General features: G+C 73.3%; 15 protein-coding genes. 8 read left to right on the top strand and 7 right to left on the bottom strand.

What is annotated here, in order from left to right; translation table 11 throughout:
• Window positions 1-9 precede the first annotated feature (9 nt).
• Window positions 10-675 (bottom strand): TetR family transcriptional regulator, encoded by a 666-nt coding sequence (locus tag AMK11_RS25125; protein ID WP_073730274.1) that lies wholly within the window; start codon window positions 673-675, stop codon window positions 10-12.
• A 158-nt stretch (window positions 676-833) separates the two neighbouring features.
• On the opposite strand from AMK11_RS25125, the gene AMK11_RS25120 reads away from it, so the two are divergent.
• Window positions 834-1,070 carry a hypothetical protein gene (locus tag AMK11_RS25120; RefSeq protein WP_073730273.1) on the top strand — a complete coding sequence of 79 codons (237 nt, stop codon included), beginning with the start codon at window positions 834-836 and terminating at the stop codon, window positions 1,068-1,070.
• A gap of 182 nt (window positions 1,071-1,252) precedes the next feature.
• Window positions 1,253-2,911 carry a catalase gene (locus AMK11_RS25115; protein WP_073730356.1) on the top strand — a complete coding sequence of 553 codons (1,659 nt, stop codon included), beginning with the start codon at window positions 1,253-1,255 and terminating at the stop codon, window positions 2,909-2,911.
• 3 nt (window positions 2,912-2,914) lie between these two features.
• Here AMK11_RS25115 and AMK11_RS25110 read toward each other — a convergent pair whose 3' ends face one another.
• A complete protein-coding gene (locus AMK11_RS25110) occupies window positions 2,915-3,793 on the bottom strand; it encodes a fructosamine kinase family protein (RefSeq protein WP_073730355.1) in 879 nt (292 codons plus the stop codon).
• Window positions 3,794-3,875: 82 nt separating this feature from the next.
• Between AMK11_RS25110 and AMK11_RS25105 the strand changes: the two genes are divergently transcribed.
• The 3 genes from AMK11_RS25105 (at window position 3,876) to AMK11_RS25095 (ending at window position 5,696) form a co-directional block, all read left to right on the top strand.
• Window positions 3,876-4,199 carry a hypothetical protein gene (locus tag AMK11_RS25105; RefSeq protein ID WP_043376270.1) on the top strand — a complete coding sequence of 108 codons (324 nt, stop codon included), beginning with the start codon at window positions 3,876-3,878 and terminating at the stop codon, window positions 4,197-4,199.
• Between the two features lie 71 nt (window positions 4,200-4,270).
• Window positions 4,271-5,032: a maleylpyruvate isomerase family mycothiol-dependent enzyme gene (locus AMK11_RS25100; protein WP_073730272.1), complete on the top strand. Its 762-nt coding sequence runs from the start codon at window positions 4,271-4,273 to the stop codon at window positions 5,030-5,032.
• A gap of 148 nt (window positions 5,033-5,180) precedes the next feature.
• Window positions 5,181-5,696: a hypothetical protein gene (locus AMK11_RS25095; protein WP_073730271.1), complete on the top strand. Its 516-nt coding sequence runs from the start codon at window positions 5,181-5,183 to the stop codon at window positions 5,694-5,696.
• Between the two features lie 425 nt (window positions 5,697-6,121).
• Here the strand turns inward: AMK11_RS25095 and AMK11_RS25090 are convergent, their stop codons facing one another.
• Window positions 6,122-7,348 (bottom strand): MFS transporter, encoded by a 1,227-nt coding sequence (locus tag AMK11_RS25090; protein ID WP_241847074.1) that lies wholly within the window; start codon window positions 7,346-7,348, stop codon window positions 6,122-6,124.
• Between the two features lie 450 nt (window positions 7,349-7,798).
• On the opposite strand from AMK11_RS25090, the gene AMK11_RS25085 reads away from it, so the two are divergent.
• On the top strand, window positions 7,799-8,800 hold the full coding sequence (locus tag AMK11_RS25085; protein WP_073730269.1) for an NAD-dependent epimerase/dehydratase family protein: 1,002 nt from the start codon (window positions 7,799-7,801) through the stop codon (window positions 8,798-8,800).
• Complete coding sequence (locus tag AMK11_RS25080) at window positions 8,797-9,567, top strand: glycosyltransferase family 9 protein (RefSeq protein WP_079187691.1); 771 nt, start codon at window positions 8,797-8,799, stop codon at window positions 9,565-9,567. The genes AMK11_RS25085 and AMK11_RS25080 overlap by 4 nt, the downstream gene beginning before the upstream one ends.
• A gap of 67 nt (window positions 9,568-9,634) precedes the next feature.
• On the opposite strand, the gene AMK11_RS25075 is transcribed toward AMK11_RS25080, so the two are convergent.
• The 4 genes from AMK11_RS25075 to AMK11_RS25060 form a co-directional block, all read right to left on the bottom strand.
• A complete protein-coding gene (locus tag AMK11_RS25075; protein ID WP_073730267.1) occupies window positions 9,635-10,198 on the bottom strand; it encodes a hemerythrin domain-containing protein in 564 nt (187 codons plus the stop codon).
• An 87-nt stretch (window positions 10,199-10,285) separates the two neighbouring features.
• Window positions 10,286-10,819, bottom strand: coding sequence for a DoxX family protein (locus tag AMK11_RS25070; RefSeq protein WP_073730266.1), 534 nt, complete (start codon window positions 10,817-10,819; stop codon window positions 10,286-10,288).
• A gap of 153 nt (window positions 10,820-10,972) precedes the next feature.
• Complete coding sequence (locus AMK11_RS25065) at window positions 10,973-11,464, bottom strand: hypothetical protein (protein ID WP_073730265.1); 492 nt, start codon at window positions 11,462-11,464, stop codon at window positions 10,973-10,975.
• Window positions 11,461-13,950, bottom strand: a complete 2,490-nt coding sequence (locus AMK11_RS25060; RefSeq protein ID WP_073730264.1) for a molybdopterin oxidoreductase family protein — start codon at window positions 13,948-13,950, stop codon at window positions 11,461-11,463. Before AMK11_RS25060 ends, AMK11_RS25065 begins: the two co-directional genes overlap by 4 nt.
• Before the next feature lie 110 nt (window positions 13,951-14,060).
• Between AMK11_RS25060 and AMK11_RS25055 the strand changes: the two genes are divergently transcribed.
• Window positions 14,061-14,699: a GNAT family N-acetyltransferase gene (locus AMK11_RS25055; RefSeq protein ID WP_073730354.1), complete on the top strand. Its 639-nt coding sequence runs from the start codon at window positions 14,061-14,063 to the stop codon at window positions 14,697-14,699.
• Window position 14,700 lies beyond the last annotated feature (1 nt).

Raw genomic sequence — 14,700 nt, 5'->3', positions numbered from 1 at the left:
GTGCGTGTCTCATTCTTCCGGGGTGCTGTCGGGGGTCGCGGCCGCGGCCTCCGAGGTCAGGGCGTCGTAGGCCCGCTCCACGAGGGCGGCGAGGTCTGCGGCTCCCGAGTCCCGCCCGTCGTCGCGCGCCCACAGGCGCATGGCGGCGATCAGGACTCCGGCGGCGGCGTCGACGACGGCTGCCGGGCGCACGTCCCGGGCGTCGTCGGTGCCGAGCCGGCCGGCGACGATCCGGATCGACTCCTCCTGGGCGTCGACGCGGATGCGCTGGTAGGCGGCGAACAGGCCGGGCTCGCTGTCGGCCAGGGCCAGCAGCCTGCGCATCCGGGGACGCACGTGCCAGGCCGGGTCGTCCCGGTCGGTCAGCCAGTCGTGCACGGCCCTGCGGTAGGCGAGCAGGGGCGGCTCGCCCGCGGGGCGGGACCGCAGCAACGCGTTGATGCGGTCGCCGTCCCGGCGGACGAAGTCGAGGGCGGCGTCCTCCTTGCCGGCGAAGTACCGGCTGAACGTGCGGCGCGTGACGTCCGCGCGCTCGGCGATGGCCTCCACCGTGGTGGCCGCCGGCCCGCGTTCCAGGATCAGGTCGCAGGCGGCGGTGGCCAGCGCGTCGCGGGTCCGCAGCGCCTTGCGCTGCCGCCGGTCGCCGGAGGCGGGGGAGGGCTTCGTTGCCGTCATGCCTTCGAGCGTACACCCGGAAATGTCTCAGTGGGACATGTGGCTCAGTGGGACATCGAGCGGCCGGGGTCCGGCGGAGTCCGAGGAGTCGTGTGCCCTGCGGCGCCACGGGTACCCGGCCCGGACCTGGGACCGAGAACCTCGAGGAGGAGGACCGTATGACCAGCGGCACGGAGACCGGCGGCGTGACCGGTACGCAGGACAAGGACTACAACCTGATCTGGTACGTCGAGTCGTGCCTGAACAACGCGCTGCGCCTGGAGACGTACATCCAGGACGCCGAGCGCAACAAGGACACCGAAGTCGCGGAGCTGTTCCGCAAGGCGCAGGCGGACAGCCGCAAGGGTGCCGAACTGGGCAAGGGGCTGCTGCGCGCCCGCCTCAACGGCGGCTGACCCGTCCCGTCACGCCCGTCCCGCGAGGACCCGGACGCACCCGTGAGCCGGGTGGCCGGGTCCTCGGTGTGAAACCCGGCAAATATGTGCACATCGGTATGTGGCGGGCGCCTCACCCTGGGGTACCCGCACCACCCATGCGCGCGGCCGACGGCGGCCACGAGTCGAAGGAGCCCACGAACATGACGGACGTATCGAGCCAGGGGCCCGCCCCCGGCGACGACCGCAAGGTGCTCACCAACCGCCAGGGGCACCCCGTCTACGACAACCAGAACCAGCGCACGGTCGGCGCCCGCGGCCCCGCCACGCTGGAGAACTACCAGTTCCTGGAGAAGATCAGCCACTTCGACCGCGAGCGCATCCCCGAGCGCGTCGTGCACGCCCGCGGGGTGACCGCGTACGGCTACTTCGAGGCGTACGGAGCCTGGGGCGACGAGCCCATCGACCGCTACACCCGGGCCAAGCTGTTCCAGGAGCGGGGCAAGCGCACCGACCTCGCCGTCCGGTTCTCCACCGTCATCGGCGGACGCGACTCGGCCGAGACGGCCCGCGACCCCCGGGGCTTCGCGGTGAAGTTCTACACCGAGGACGGCAACTGGGACCTCGTCGGCAACAACCTCGCCGTCTTCTTCATCCGCGACGCGATCAAGTTCCCGGACGTCATCCACGCCCTCAAGCCGGACCCGGTCACCTTCGAGCAGCAGCCCCGGCGCATCTTCGACTTCATGTCGCAGACGCCCGAGTGCATGCACATGCTGGTCAACCTGTTCAGCCCGCGCGGCATCCCGGCGGACTACCGTCACCAGCAGGGCTTCGGCGTCAACACCTACAAGTGGGTCAACGCGGCCGGCGAGACCAAGCTCGTCAAGTTCCACTGGATGCCCAAGCAGGGCGTCCGCAGCATGACCGAGGAGGACGCCGCCAATGTCCAGGCGCAGAACCTCGGCCACGCCACCAAGGACCTCTACGACGCCGTCACCCGCGGTGACTACCCCGAGTGGGAACTGCTCGTCCAGATGATGGACGACCACGTCCACCCGGAGCTGGACTTCGACCCGCTCGACGACACCAAGACCTGGCCCGAGCAGGAGTTCCCGGCCAAGCCGGTCGGCCGGATGGTGCTCGACCGGATGCCGGACAACTACTTCGCCGAGAACGAGCAGATCTCCTTCGGCACCGGTGTCATCGTCGACGGCCTGGACTTCTCCGACGACAAGATGCTGGTCGGCCGCACCTTCTCGTACAGCGACACGCAGCGCCACCGGGTCGGCCCGAACTATCTCCAGCTGCCCGTCAACCAGGCCAAGAACGCCGAGGTCCGCACCAACCAGCGGGACGGTCAGATGACCTACCACGTGGACGGCGGCGGGGCGAACCCGATCGTCAACTACGAGCCGTCGATCACCGGCGGCCTGCACGAGGGCGAGTACCCCACGCACGACGAGCAGGGACCGGAGATCCAGGGGCGGCTCACCCGCAAGCGCATCCCTCGCACCAACGACTACCTGCAGGCCGGGCAGCGCTACCAGCTGCTGGAGGAGTGGGAGCGCGACGACCTCGTGGCGAACTTCGTCAACCTGCTCTCCCAGTGCGACCGGCCGGTGCAGGAACGCATGGTGTGGCACTTCCTGCTGGTCGAGAACGACCTCGGGCTGCGGGTCGGCGAAGGCATCGGCATCAGCCCGCAGGACGTCAAGCACCTGGAACCGCTGGCGAGCCAGGACCTCACCGACGAGGACCGCGAACGGCTGGCCAACCTCGGCAAGAACCCGCCGCGCGACGTCGAGGGCCTGACCATGACCCACTGCGTCCCGAACGAGCGGCACGTCGTCACGCGCTGACGCTCACCCGGCGGAGCGCAGCGCCGTCCGGGCCGCCGTCAGGGCCTGCTCGGCGTAGCCCCGGCCGAACAGCACGGCGTGCACCAGCAGCGGGAAGAGCTGGTGCACGCCGGCGCGTTCGGCCCAGCCGTCGGCGAGCGGCGCGGTCTCGTCGTAGGCCGCCAGGATCCGGTCCAGGTGCGGGCAGCCGAAGAGGCGCAGCATCGCCAGGTCGGTCTCCCGGTGGCCGCCGTGCGCCGCCGGGTCGATCAGGTGCACTTGCCCGTCGGCGCCCCACAGCACGTTCCCGCTCCACAGGTCGCCGTGCAGCCTGGCGGGCGGCTCCGGCGGCCCAGCCAGCCCGGGCAGCCGCTCGCAGACCCGCTCGACGTCGGCGGCCTCGGCCGGCCGGACGGTTCCGGCGTCGACGGCTTCCCGCAGATACGGGAGCACCCGGTGCTCGGCGTACCAGCGCGGCCAGTCGTCCCCCGTGGCGTTGCGCATCGGGGCGAGCCCGATGTACGCGTCCTCGGGTCCGCCGGGCGGAGCGGCGCCGAACGCGGGCGCCCCGGCGGCGTGCAGGGCGGCCAGGTCCCGGCCGAACCGGTCCGCCGCCCCGGCGGTCGCCCGGCCCTGCGCCACGCGGTCGGTGACCAGCCACCGCTCGTCGTCACCGTGCACCACCGGGATCGGCACCGTCCCGGCGCCGGCCAGCCAGCGCAGCCCCGCCGCCTCGGCCCGTGCCGCTCCCGTCCCGTCGCCGCGCTTGACCATCACCGTGCGCCCGTCGTCGAGGGTGACCTCGGTGAGCGAACCGGACAACGGGCGTTCACCGGTCACCGGCCGGCCGGTGAACCGGGCGGCGGCGGCCGAGGGCGAGGTGACGGGGCGCACGGCCACCAGACTAGGACCCGCTGCGGCCGACCCGGTGAAAAACGCCCGGTGCGCCGATCGAACGCCCGGGGCGCGGGGGAGCAGTGGGACTATGACCAGTTCAGCGTTCCATCGCACCATCACCCTCCCCGCCCCGGTGTGCGAACAGGCCGCCCATCACCTCGAGCAGGCCGTCCACAAGGCCATCGACGGCGCCGCGACCCCGTGGCGTGCCTTCCGGGGGGCCGACGGCGACGACTTCGCCTTCTCGGTCCCCGTCGTGGAGCAGGCCGCGGGCTGTCTGCTGGTGCTGGCGGCCGAGAGCGCCCAGAGCCTGCGGCCCTCGGCCCTGCGCGCGCTGATCACCGTCGCACTGCACCTGCGGGACGCCGCCGAGGCGGTTCGCCGGCCCGCGATTCCCAGCGTGGCCTGGTGACCGGGGGCGGTGTGGAAAAGTCCGTGCCGCGGCCCTGAGCGTGTGCTTGGCTCTGCGTCATGTATCCCGGCATGGAGTTCACTCGCCTTCTCGACTGCCTCGCGGCCGACTACGACCGGCTGCGGGCGGTCGTCGAATCCGGCGCCGACGCACCGGTGCCCACCTGTCCCGGCTGGACCGTCGCCGACCTGACCCGCCACGTCGGCGAGGTCTACCTGCACAAGACCGTGGCCATGCGGGAGGGTGTCGAGCCCGAGCCGTGGCCCCCGAAGGAGTTCGCCGACGAGGAGGCGACGGTGCTGCTCGACCGGGGGTACACCGCGCTGCGCGCCGAGTTCGCCACCCGCGCTCCCGGGGACGCGGCCGCCTCCTGGTACGGGCCCGACCAGAGCGTCGGCTTCTGGATCCGGCGGATGGCCCAGGAGACCGTCATCCACCGCGTCGACGCCGAACTCGCCACCGGACAGCCCGTCGCACCCGTCCCGGCGGACCTCGCCGTGGACGGGATCGACGAACTGCTGAAGGTCTTCGCCGCGTACGCCGTCGCCGAGTGGGGCGAGTACTTCACCGACATCCTCGCCGGTTCGCCCGGGCACACGGTCCTGGTGCGCGCCGGTGACGCGGCGTGGCGGGTGAGGACCGGTCCGGGGGAGTTCACCGTGACGGACGGTGCCGGGGGCGGCGCGGCCGACGTGACGCTGAGCGGCTCGCCGGAGGCCGTGCTGCGGCGGCTGTGGAACCGGGACGGGAACGGGGACGGGGGAGTGGTCGTCGAGGGCTCCCCCGAGGCGGTCGAGGAGCTGCGTCGCTGCGTCGTCATGGCGACCCAGTGAGCGGTTGCTGACTCCCGGTGCGGGGCCGGGATGTGGCCGAGACCACGTGGTCGACGAGAGCCGGGCCACGTTCCGTACGGCGGGCCGCGGGCTACGGTTTTCGCGGATCCCCTGTTTTCCCTCGACGAGCAGTTCGGACGGCCCGGCAGTGCACGCAGACCTCTCTCCCGTCATCGCGGCGACCGCCCAGTGGCTCACCCACGCCTACCCTGCGGCGGGCGGGGCGCTGGCCTGCGCCCTGTCCGAGGTGCAGGCACGGCAGGCGGTGACGGTGGCCGCGCGACTTCGCTACCCGACGCCGATGGACGTCGGGCTGATGGGCGTGTCGGGTCCGGGAGGTTCCGCCCGCCTCGACTGGATCACCGGCGCGGACGGCACGGGGGGCGTGGACGCGGCGGAGGAGGCCTGGCGGACCTGGGTGGACGAGGTCGTCGTGAGCTGGGCGGCCTGTCTGCTCACCGACCCCGCGCTCGCCGCTCGCGCGGTGGCCGCGCTGACCGAGGGTGGTACGCCGGTCGAGTTCCGCCGCCTGCTGACTCCGGACGACCGCGACCGGCGGGCGGCGGCGCTGCTGCGCCACCCCGACCTCGTCGCCCCCGTGGCCGAACTGCACCGCGCCGAACTCGACGCACGGCTGGGTCCTGGCCAGGCACTGGTCGCCTGACCGGCGGTGGGGGTGCGGATGCCCGCGGCGCCTGTGCGGGTTCGGGTAGCGCGGGGGGGTGTCCGTCCTCGGAACGGCGCGAACTAGGTCGGCTACGGGGCTGAACGGCGCGGACGCGCCAACCGCTGCGGCGTAGCTGCGGGCAGTCGTGCCTCCCCCAGTGCCTGAACGGCCTGGGAGGTGCCCCCAGGGCGATGGGGGTCCCCCCGCTCGAGCGAAGCCGAGAGTGGGGGAGGGTGGGCGGTGGGGGCACCTCCCGCTCATGGGGGTACCTCCCGCGCGAGCGAAGCCGAGCGTGGGGGAGAAGCCGAGAGTGGGGGAGGCACCCCGCTACGCCGGGCCGCGCGACCCGCCCCCGACGCCCACCCCCACGCCGGTCGCGGGAGAACACGCCGGGCAACGTCACCCGCTCAAGCCCCGCAGGGTCACGCCGCCGTCCCCAGCGCCGCCTGCGCCGGCGCCTCACCGCCCCGCACGGGCACCGCCCCCGCGGGCCTGCGGGCGTGCAGCACATGCCCCGCCCCGATCGTGCCCGCGATGATGAGGCCGCCCGCGACGAGGGCCCCGCGCGCGCCGGCCAGTTCCATCAGCAGGCCCAGCGCCGGCGGGCCGCCGAGGCTCCACACCGTGCCGATGCTGCCCCACACCCCGAGCACCCGGCCCCGCATGTGCGCGGGCGGGTCGGTCTGGAGGACCGCCGTGCCGGCGGTGTCGGAGACGGACTCCACGACGGCCATGGGCAGCACCATCACCAGGAGGACGGCCAGCGACGGCGACAGACCCGCCACCACCTGCAGCAGTCCGCCCGCCGCGGCCAGCGCGCCCACGACCCGCACGGAGGGCCGCCGCAGCCGGGCGCCCAGGACCGCGCCGACGATGCCACCGGCCGCCAGCACCGTGGAGACCGTGCCGAACGAGCCCGCGCCGCCCGCCAGGGGCCCGGTGACGAGCACCGCCAGCGTCAGCTGGTAGTTGCGCCCGAAGACCGCGCTGACCCCCGTGACCCCGGCCAGCGCCAGCAGCCGGGGACGGCGGGCGAAGAAGGACAGTCCCTCGCGCACGCTCATGGTGTCGCGGCGCGTGGCCGCCACCTGCTTGACCGCGCCCCGGGCCGGTCGCAGGAACGGTATGACCGAGGCGACGAACAGGAACGACACGCCGTTGGCGGCGTAGGCGGCGGCCGTGCCCAGGAAACCGACGGTCACGCCGGCGAGCGCGGCGCCGGTGAGGCGGCCCGCCTGGTGGACCAGCGCGCCCACGCCGATCGCGGAGGGCACGTCCTCGGCCGGGACCAGGTCGTTGCCCAGAAGAGAGCACGCCGGGCCGTCGACGGTGGCGATGACACCGGTGACGGCGGCCAGCACCATCAGGGTGGTCACGTCCAGCCGGTCGAGCGCCACCAGGAGCGCCGTCACGAACGCGATCGCGCCGAGCAGCGCCTGGCTGACCGCGGCGGTCAGCTTCCGCGGCCAGCGGTCGACGGCCGCACCGCCGAACACGCTGATCAGCAGTGCCGGCGCCGCCTGGACGGACATGGACAGACCCGTCGCGGCGGCCGACCCGGTGATCTGCAGGACCAGCAGGTTCTGCACCGTGAGCTGCATCCACGTGCCGGCGTTCGAGACGAAGTTCGCCACCGACCACCAGCGCATGCTGCGGTATCTCAGGGACCGCCACGGCGAACGGGACGGGGCGGGGGCGGGGGCAGGGGAAGAAGACACAGTGCGCCACTCGAAGACGGCCGGGGGACCCGGAGGGGTACGGGACGGGAGTGAGAAGCCCGGCTGCGCTGCGCGGCCACTCCACTGAGCCGGATACGGCGCCGACCATCGTGGCAGAAGGGGCCGGACAGTCCTCACCGGAGCGCCTCCCGTGGCCGGGTGACGCGGAGCGAAGTCCGTTGACCTGCAAGGCACTTGGTGAGGAGGGTGGGTTTGATCACAGAGGTGCCGCCTGCTCGCCGGAGGATGCGGCGGCGTGACGGTGGCCACAGCGGCCGGGCCGTACGGAGGGCCGCGGCAGGCGTCAGAGCATGAAAGCTACTCGGTGGGGCACCCGGGGCGCGCTCGTCAGCGCTTCGCGGAGGAAGGAAGGTCGTCCTCATGATGCCGACGGCGGCGTTCAGCCCGCGGGAAGAGGCCCGGCCGCCCTGGCACCGGGCCCTGGTCACCGGCGGTGCGGGGTTCCTCGGGTCCCATCTGTGCACCCGCCTGCTCGATTCGGGGGTCGAAGTCGACTGCCTCGACAACCTCTCCACCGGGCGGGCCGAGAAGGTGGCCCACCTCGCGGGCCGTCCCGGCTTCCGCTTCCTGGAACGTGACGTCTCGGGGGAGGGGTGCGCCGAGCTGCTCACCGGCCCCTACGACCTCGTCCTGCACCTGGCCGGGCCGGGACTCTCACCGGCGTCCTGGTCCGAGCGGTCCGTGGAGATCCTCGACACCGGCAGCCTCGGGACCCGGGCCGCGCTGGCCGTCGCGGAGCGGGACGGCGCCCGGTTCCTGCTGGCCTCCTCACCCCCGGTGTCCGTCGGTGACGGTGCAGACCCGGTCGGGCCGCACACCGTCCGTGCCGAGGCCGTCCGGTTCTCCGAGGCCCTGGTCGCCGCGCACGCGGCCGCCCACGGCTCGAACGCCGGGATCGTCCGCCTCTTCACCGGCTACGGGCCCGGCATGCGGACGGACGACGGGGACACGCCCGGTGCCTTCATCGAGCAGGCCCTGGCCGGCCGGCCCGTCACCGTCACCGGGGACGGCAGCCGGACCCGGCCGCTGTGCTACGTCGACGACATGGTCGACGGTGTGCTGCTGGTCGCGGCCGGGCGGTCGGTACGGCCCGTGGACATCGGTGGCGACGAGGAGCCCACGGCGGTGGAGATCGCCCGCCGGGTGATCGAACTGACCGGGTCCGGCTCGCCGCTGGTGTTCGTCGAGGGGACGGTGCCGGACGAGGCCCGGCCGGTGACCGGATTCGCCCGCGAGATCTTCGGCTGGCTGCCGAGCGTGACCTGGCGCGAGGGCCTGGAGCGCACCGTCGCCTCCCTCGCGGAGCGGCCCGATCCGGTCCCGGCGACGCCGGCCGAGCGGGCGGGGGAGTGGTGGGCGTGAAGGCGCTCGTCGCCCGCCCCGGCGGACTCGGTGACGTCCTCCTGGCCGGCCCGGCGGTCCGCGCGGTGGGCACCAGGGCCACCCGCGTCACCATGTTGTGCGGGGCCCGTGGAGCGCCCGCCGCCCGGCTGCTGCCGCACGTCGACGACGTCGTGGTGTGGGAGCAGCCGGGCGGCGACGGCACCGACGGCCTGGTGAACCGGCTGCGCGCGGAGTCGTACGACGTCGCGCTCGTCCTCGCTCGCGAGGCCCGGGGGGCCTCGAACACGACGGGGGTGCTGCGCTCGGCGCGCGTGCGGCGGATCGGTGCCGTCGAGGGGCCGAGCGGTCTTTCCGAGGAAGAGGCGGCGCTCGACGCGGCCGCGGCGATGGGATTCGGGCTGCGGCGCGGCGACGACGGCGGGCTCCGCGTACGGCCGGCGCCGGACACCGCCCCTCTCACCGGGAACGGCCCGTACGTCGTCGTCCACCCGGGGGCGGGGGACCCCGGCCGTGCCTGGGAGGCCGGACACGGTGCGGCGGCGGTCGCCCGGCTCGCCGACGCCGGGCACCGCGTCGTCGTCACCGGTGGGCCGGAGGAGGCCGTACTGACCCGCCGGGTCGCCGGTGTCGTGGGCGTCGACCTGGGCGGACGTACCGACCCGCGGACGTTCGCGGGTGTGCTGCGCGCCGCCGACGCGCTCGTCACCGGGTCCGGAGGGTCTGCCCGGCTGGCCGCCGCCGTCGGTACGCCGGTCGTCTCCGTGCGGGCGCTGCTGGGACACTGACCGCCGCGCCTGCGAGGGGGCCCGTCGCCGTCGCGAACGGGCCCCCTCGCAGGTGGTGGTGGACGGGTCAGCCGGACTTGCCCCGGCCCGACATCGCGTCCCGCACCCGGTCGACCATTCCCGCGCCGGGCGCCAGCAGCTTGTTCATCGGCGGCTTGTCCGGGGCGGACGGGTGCGGTCGGGTCGGCGCCGTCTTCTTGGCCTGCCGGACCTTGTCGCCCAACTCGTTCAGGGCATCCGGGGGGCACGCCTCGCGGAGCCGGGGGAAGAGGTTGCCCTCCTCATCGGCGACGTGCTCGCGGATCTCGCTCATCAGCATGCCGATCAACCGGTCGAACTCAGCGTCGTCCGACGCGCAGCCCTCCAGGTCCTTCATGATCTGCTCGGCGCCCGCGTGGTCCTCGAGCTCCTTGTCCGCGAGGGCGTTCCCGTTCGCCACGTGCTCACGGACGGCGGGGTAGAGGTAGGCCTCCTCCGCCACCGAATGCCGGATCAGTTCGATCGTCGCCTGATCCGCGTACAGCTTGCGGTCCTTGTGACCGGACGGCAGCGCCTCGATCTTGCCGAAGAGCTCCTCGACCTCACGGTGATCGGTCGTCAATTCGTCGATGACGTTTCCACCGTGTCCCATGTTTCACCTCCAGCCGGCTCGTGGCGTGCCGGGTCCGACCCGCCACGGGCGTCGGGTCCCCCCTCGTTCGGTGGGCTAACGCCCGGTTCAGCCGCACAGCTTCGCCCTGAGGCCACCCGCCGTGGCCGCCGGGCGCGCCGCGGCACGGACCGAACGCCGCACCAGGTGGGCGTCGTGGCGCAGGTCCTGGGCGGCGTGCCGGCCGCGCCACAGCAGCGAGGGGGCGCTGCCCGTGTCGTCGGCCGCGATCAGCAGCCCGCCCATCATGGACAGGTTCTTCAGGAAGTGGATGCGCTGCTGGGCGCGGTCGGACGGGTCGTCGGCGTCCCAGTAGCGGTGTGCCGCAAGCGTGGTGGGGACCAGCGTCGCCGCCAGGGCCAGCGCGGCCAGGCGCGGACAGCGGCCGAGCCCGAGCATGACCCCGCCCACGACATGGACGGCGCCGTTGAGCCGTACGAGTTGTTCGGTGCGGTCCGGCAGCACCGACACGCGGTCGGTCAGCGGCCGCACGATCGGCTCGGCGACCGGTGCCACGTCCTCGGGCCGCCGCAGGGACTGCAGACCGCCCGCGACGAACATCGAGGCGAGCATCGGGCGGCCGGCGATACGCAGAAGACTCATGACGCTCTCTCGCTCTCCAAGAGGGTTACCGGAGCAGTGACAGGGGGTGTGACGACTACTGGGATCATCGGGTGACCGGGCCGGTGGGCGCCATTCGGCGGGCCGCGCGGGGCGAGCTCTCGCCGGTGGCGTGGAACCTGGTGTCCGCGCAGGTCACAGACTGTTCAGAACCTGCGGCGACAGGTTCTTGATCATGGTGTTGGTCCAGCGCATCTGGCGCAGTGTCTGCGGGTGGCAGGAGGAGGCCAGCCCCAGCAGTCCGCTGTTCCGGGCAGCCTGCGCGGCCTGCGCGAGCATCTCCCAGTGCAGCGAGTTCTCCGCGGCGGCCACGTGCAGCTCGCGCAGGTCGCGCAGGAGCAGCAGGCCGGGCTCGGGCCGGTGCACCACCGCCTCCGACGCCTTCTTGCGCAGCGTCGCGAACAGCCCTTCCGGGGACGTGTCCGGCGGGTCGCCGAGCTTCACGTCATGGTCTGCGGCGACCTCGGCCAGGCGCCGGACGTGCTCGCGGGACCAGCCGGCGAGGTCGGTGGCGACGTGGTGCACTTCGTGCTCGGTGCGGTGCCGCTCGGCCACCGTCACCAGGTCGTGCGCCAGGTGCCGCTCGCCGCGGTGCAGCGTGCGCAGGGTCAGGGTGATGCCGTTCACTGGGCGCCCTCCTCGCGGCCGTGCGGGAACGGGGCCGGGACCTGAGTCGTGTGCGCGGCCTCGCCGCCCTCGGTGGGCCGGGCGGCACCGGCGGTGGCGGGTGCCGACGCGGTGGTGGTCGGCGCCGGGGACGGGCTGCCGTCGCCGCGCTCGACAAGGGTGAGCGACGCCGTGGACGTTTTGAACAGGGGCTGCTTGGAGGCCGGGTCCCAGTCGGTGACCGTCGTCTCGTTCGCCGCCCGGCCGGGGGTGTCCGGGCCCGGCCCCGACCCGTTCGCGGTGTCCCAGTAGCCGTAGTGGAACGGCACGAACAGCAGTCCGGGACGGATGTCGGTCACCCGCAGCCGGCCCCGCAGAGAGCCCCGCCTGCTGGCGACCTCGACCAGGTCCCCCTCGGCGAGACCGAGCCGGCCGGCGTCCTCGGTGGAGACCTCCACCCACACGTCCGGGGCGGCGTCGCGGAGCTGGGGTGCGCGTCCGGTCTTCGTACGGGTGTGGAAGTGGTAGACGGTACGGCCCGTGGTGAGCTGGAACGGGTACTCCTCGTCGGGCTCCTCGTGCGGCGGCCAGTAGGCGGCGGCCTTCAGCATCGCCCTGCCGTCCGGGTTGAGGGAGCGGTACTCGACGACCTCCTGCGACGCCCCGGTCTCCAGGTCCTTGCCGTAGCTCTCGCACACGTCCGGGTGCGCCCAGCTGATGCCGTCGGTGTAGAGCCGGGCGGTGCCCTCGGGCGCGTCCTCGTCGCAGGGCCACTGGATGCCGCTGGTGTCGCGGAGCTTGGCGTAGGTGAGGCCGGTGTAGTCGCAGGGGCGGCCCGCGCTGCAGCGCTTCCACGCCTCGAACGCCGACTCGGGGTCGTCCCAGGTGATCAGCGGGCCCCCGTCCTTGTCCCGGAAGTCCATGCGCCGGGCGTAGTCCAGGAAGATGTCGAGGTCCGGTTTGGCCTCGCCGGGGGGTTCGACGGCCTTCTCGGACAGGTGCACCGTGCGGTCGGCGTTGGTCAGGGCGCCGGTCTTCTCGCCCCAGGTGGCGGCGGGCAGCACCACGTCGGCCAGTTGCGCCGTCTCCGTCAGGAACAGGTCCTGTACGACGGTGAACAGGCGTTTCTGCGTCAGGATCGAGCGGATGCGGGAGAGTTCGGGCAGGGACACGGCCGGGTTGGTGCCGCTGATCCACAGCATCCTGATGGAGCCCTGCTCGGCGTACCGGTACATCTGCATCGCGTGCGTGGGCGGCGCGTAGTGCGGGATCGTCTCCGGCTCGACGTTCCACACCTTCGCGAGGTCGGCGATGTGGGAGTCGTTCTGCCAGTTGCGGAAGCCCGGCAGGTCGCCGTTGGCGCCGCACTCGCGGGTGTTCTGGGCGGTGGGCTGGCCGTTCATCTGGAGGAGACCGGCGCCCGGCCGGCCCAGCATGCCGCGGATCAGGTGCAGGTTGTTGATCTGGACCGCCGCCGCGGTGGCCTGGTGGGACTGGTAGACGCCCTGGAGGACGGTGGAGACCAACGCGTCGGTGGTGCCGACGAGTTCGGCCGCCTCCTCGATCCGGGCGGCCGGTACGTCACAGATGTCCGCCGCCCACTTGGGCGTGCAGTCGGCGACCCGCTCGGCGAGCTCCTCGAAGCCGACGGTGTGCGCGGCGATGAAGTCCCGGTCGACGCGGTCGTGCCGGATCGTCTCGTGCAGCAGGGCGTTGAGCAGCGCGACGTTGGTGCCGCCGCGGGGCGCGAGGTGCACGGTGGCGTGCCGGGCGACCTTCGTGGGCCGGGGGTCGACACACAGCAGACGCGGCGGATCGGCCCCCTCCAGCCGGTCCAGCAGCCGCATCCACTGCACGGGCTGGGTCTCGGCGATGTTGTGGCCGAACAGCGCGATCACGTCGGCGTGGTCGAAGTCGTCGTAGCTGCCGGGCTGTCCGTCGCAGCCGAAGGTCTCCTTCAGCGCCTCCGCAGCCGTCGACGTGCACAGGCGGGTGTTGCCGTCCAGGTGGTTGGTGCCGATGCCGGCCCGGGCGAGGACCGTGAGGGTGTAGTACTCCTCCAGGAACAGCTGGCCCGAGGTGTAGAAGCCGATCGACCCCGGGCCACGCTCGTCGAGCAGCTCGCGCGAGCGGGCGGCCACCAGGTCCATCGCGGTGTCCCAGTCCGTCTCCACCAGCCGTCCGTCGCGCCGTACCAGGGGGCGCGTCAGCCGGTCCCGCGAGGCGTTCGCCTGCCAACCGAACAGGTCCTTCGGGCCGAGACGCCCCCGGTTGACCCGGTCCACGTCGCGGCCCCGCACGCCCACCATCCGGCCGTCGGCCACCGCGATGTCCATGGCGTCGCCGTCGGAGTGCAGGATCGACGCCGACTGCACCCACCGCTGCACCGCCGAGGGTTCCACCCCCTCCGCGAGGAACGTGTCCACCCGGGCCGGCCAGGTCTCGTGCCGTCCGTAGGGCGTCCTGCCGCCCCACGGCCGCGCGATCCGGTCCGTCGCTTCCTCCATCGCCGGCCTCCCGCCAACGTCCGCCACACTGCCGGCCGCCGGGTACCCGGGCGCCCCCGGTCGAAGCGGACCCACTTGTGGGAGCGCTCCCAAGGGGAGAGGATGACGTGGTGACCCCGACCACCGCCGTACGCCCGTACCGTCCCGCCGACGCCCCGGCCCTCGACGACATCTGCATCCGCACCGCGCACAACGGCCGGGACAGCCGGCCCGTGTACGCCGACCCCGCCGTCCTGCCCGCGATCTTCGCCGCTCCTTACGTCCACCTGGACCCGGACCTGGCCTTCGTGCTGGACGACGGGACCGGCCGGGCGGTCGGCTACATCCTCGGCACGGCGGACACCCCGCGCTTCGCCGAGGAGTTCCGCGCCAAGTGGCTGCCGCGCGTCGCGGACCGCCACCCGGCGCCCGCCGGCCCGCCCGGCACACCGGACGAGGTGATGGCCGGGCTGCTGCACGACCCGGAGCGGATGATCGTCCCCGAGCTCGCCGCCTACCCGGCCCACCTGCACATCGACCTGCTGCCCGAGTGGCAGGGCCGCGGCCACGGCCGGGCGCTGATGCGGACGTTCTGGCGGGCGCTGCGCGAACGCGGGGTCCCGGCCGTCCACTTGGTCATGGCCACGGCCAACACACCTGCCAGGGCCTTCTACGACCGTCTGGGCTTCCACGTGATCGAGGCGGCCGGACTCGACCCCGCCGACGTCACCTGCCTCGGGCGTACGACCCAGGACCCGGGCCAGTCCTGAC

Source organism: Streptomyces sp. CB02414, assembly GCF_001905385.1.
Classification (GTDB): domain Bacteria; phylum Actinomycetota; class Actinomycetes; order Streptomycetales; family Streptomycetaceae; genus Streptomyces.
This window is presented reverse-complemented; position numbering and strand designations above follow the sequence as displayed.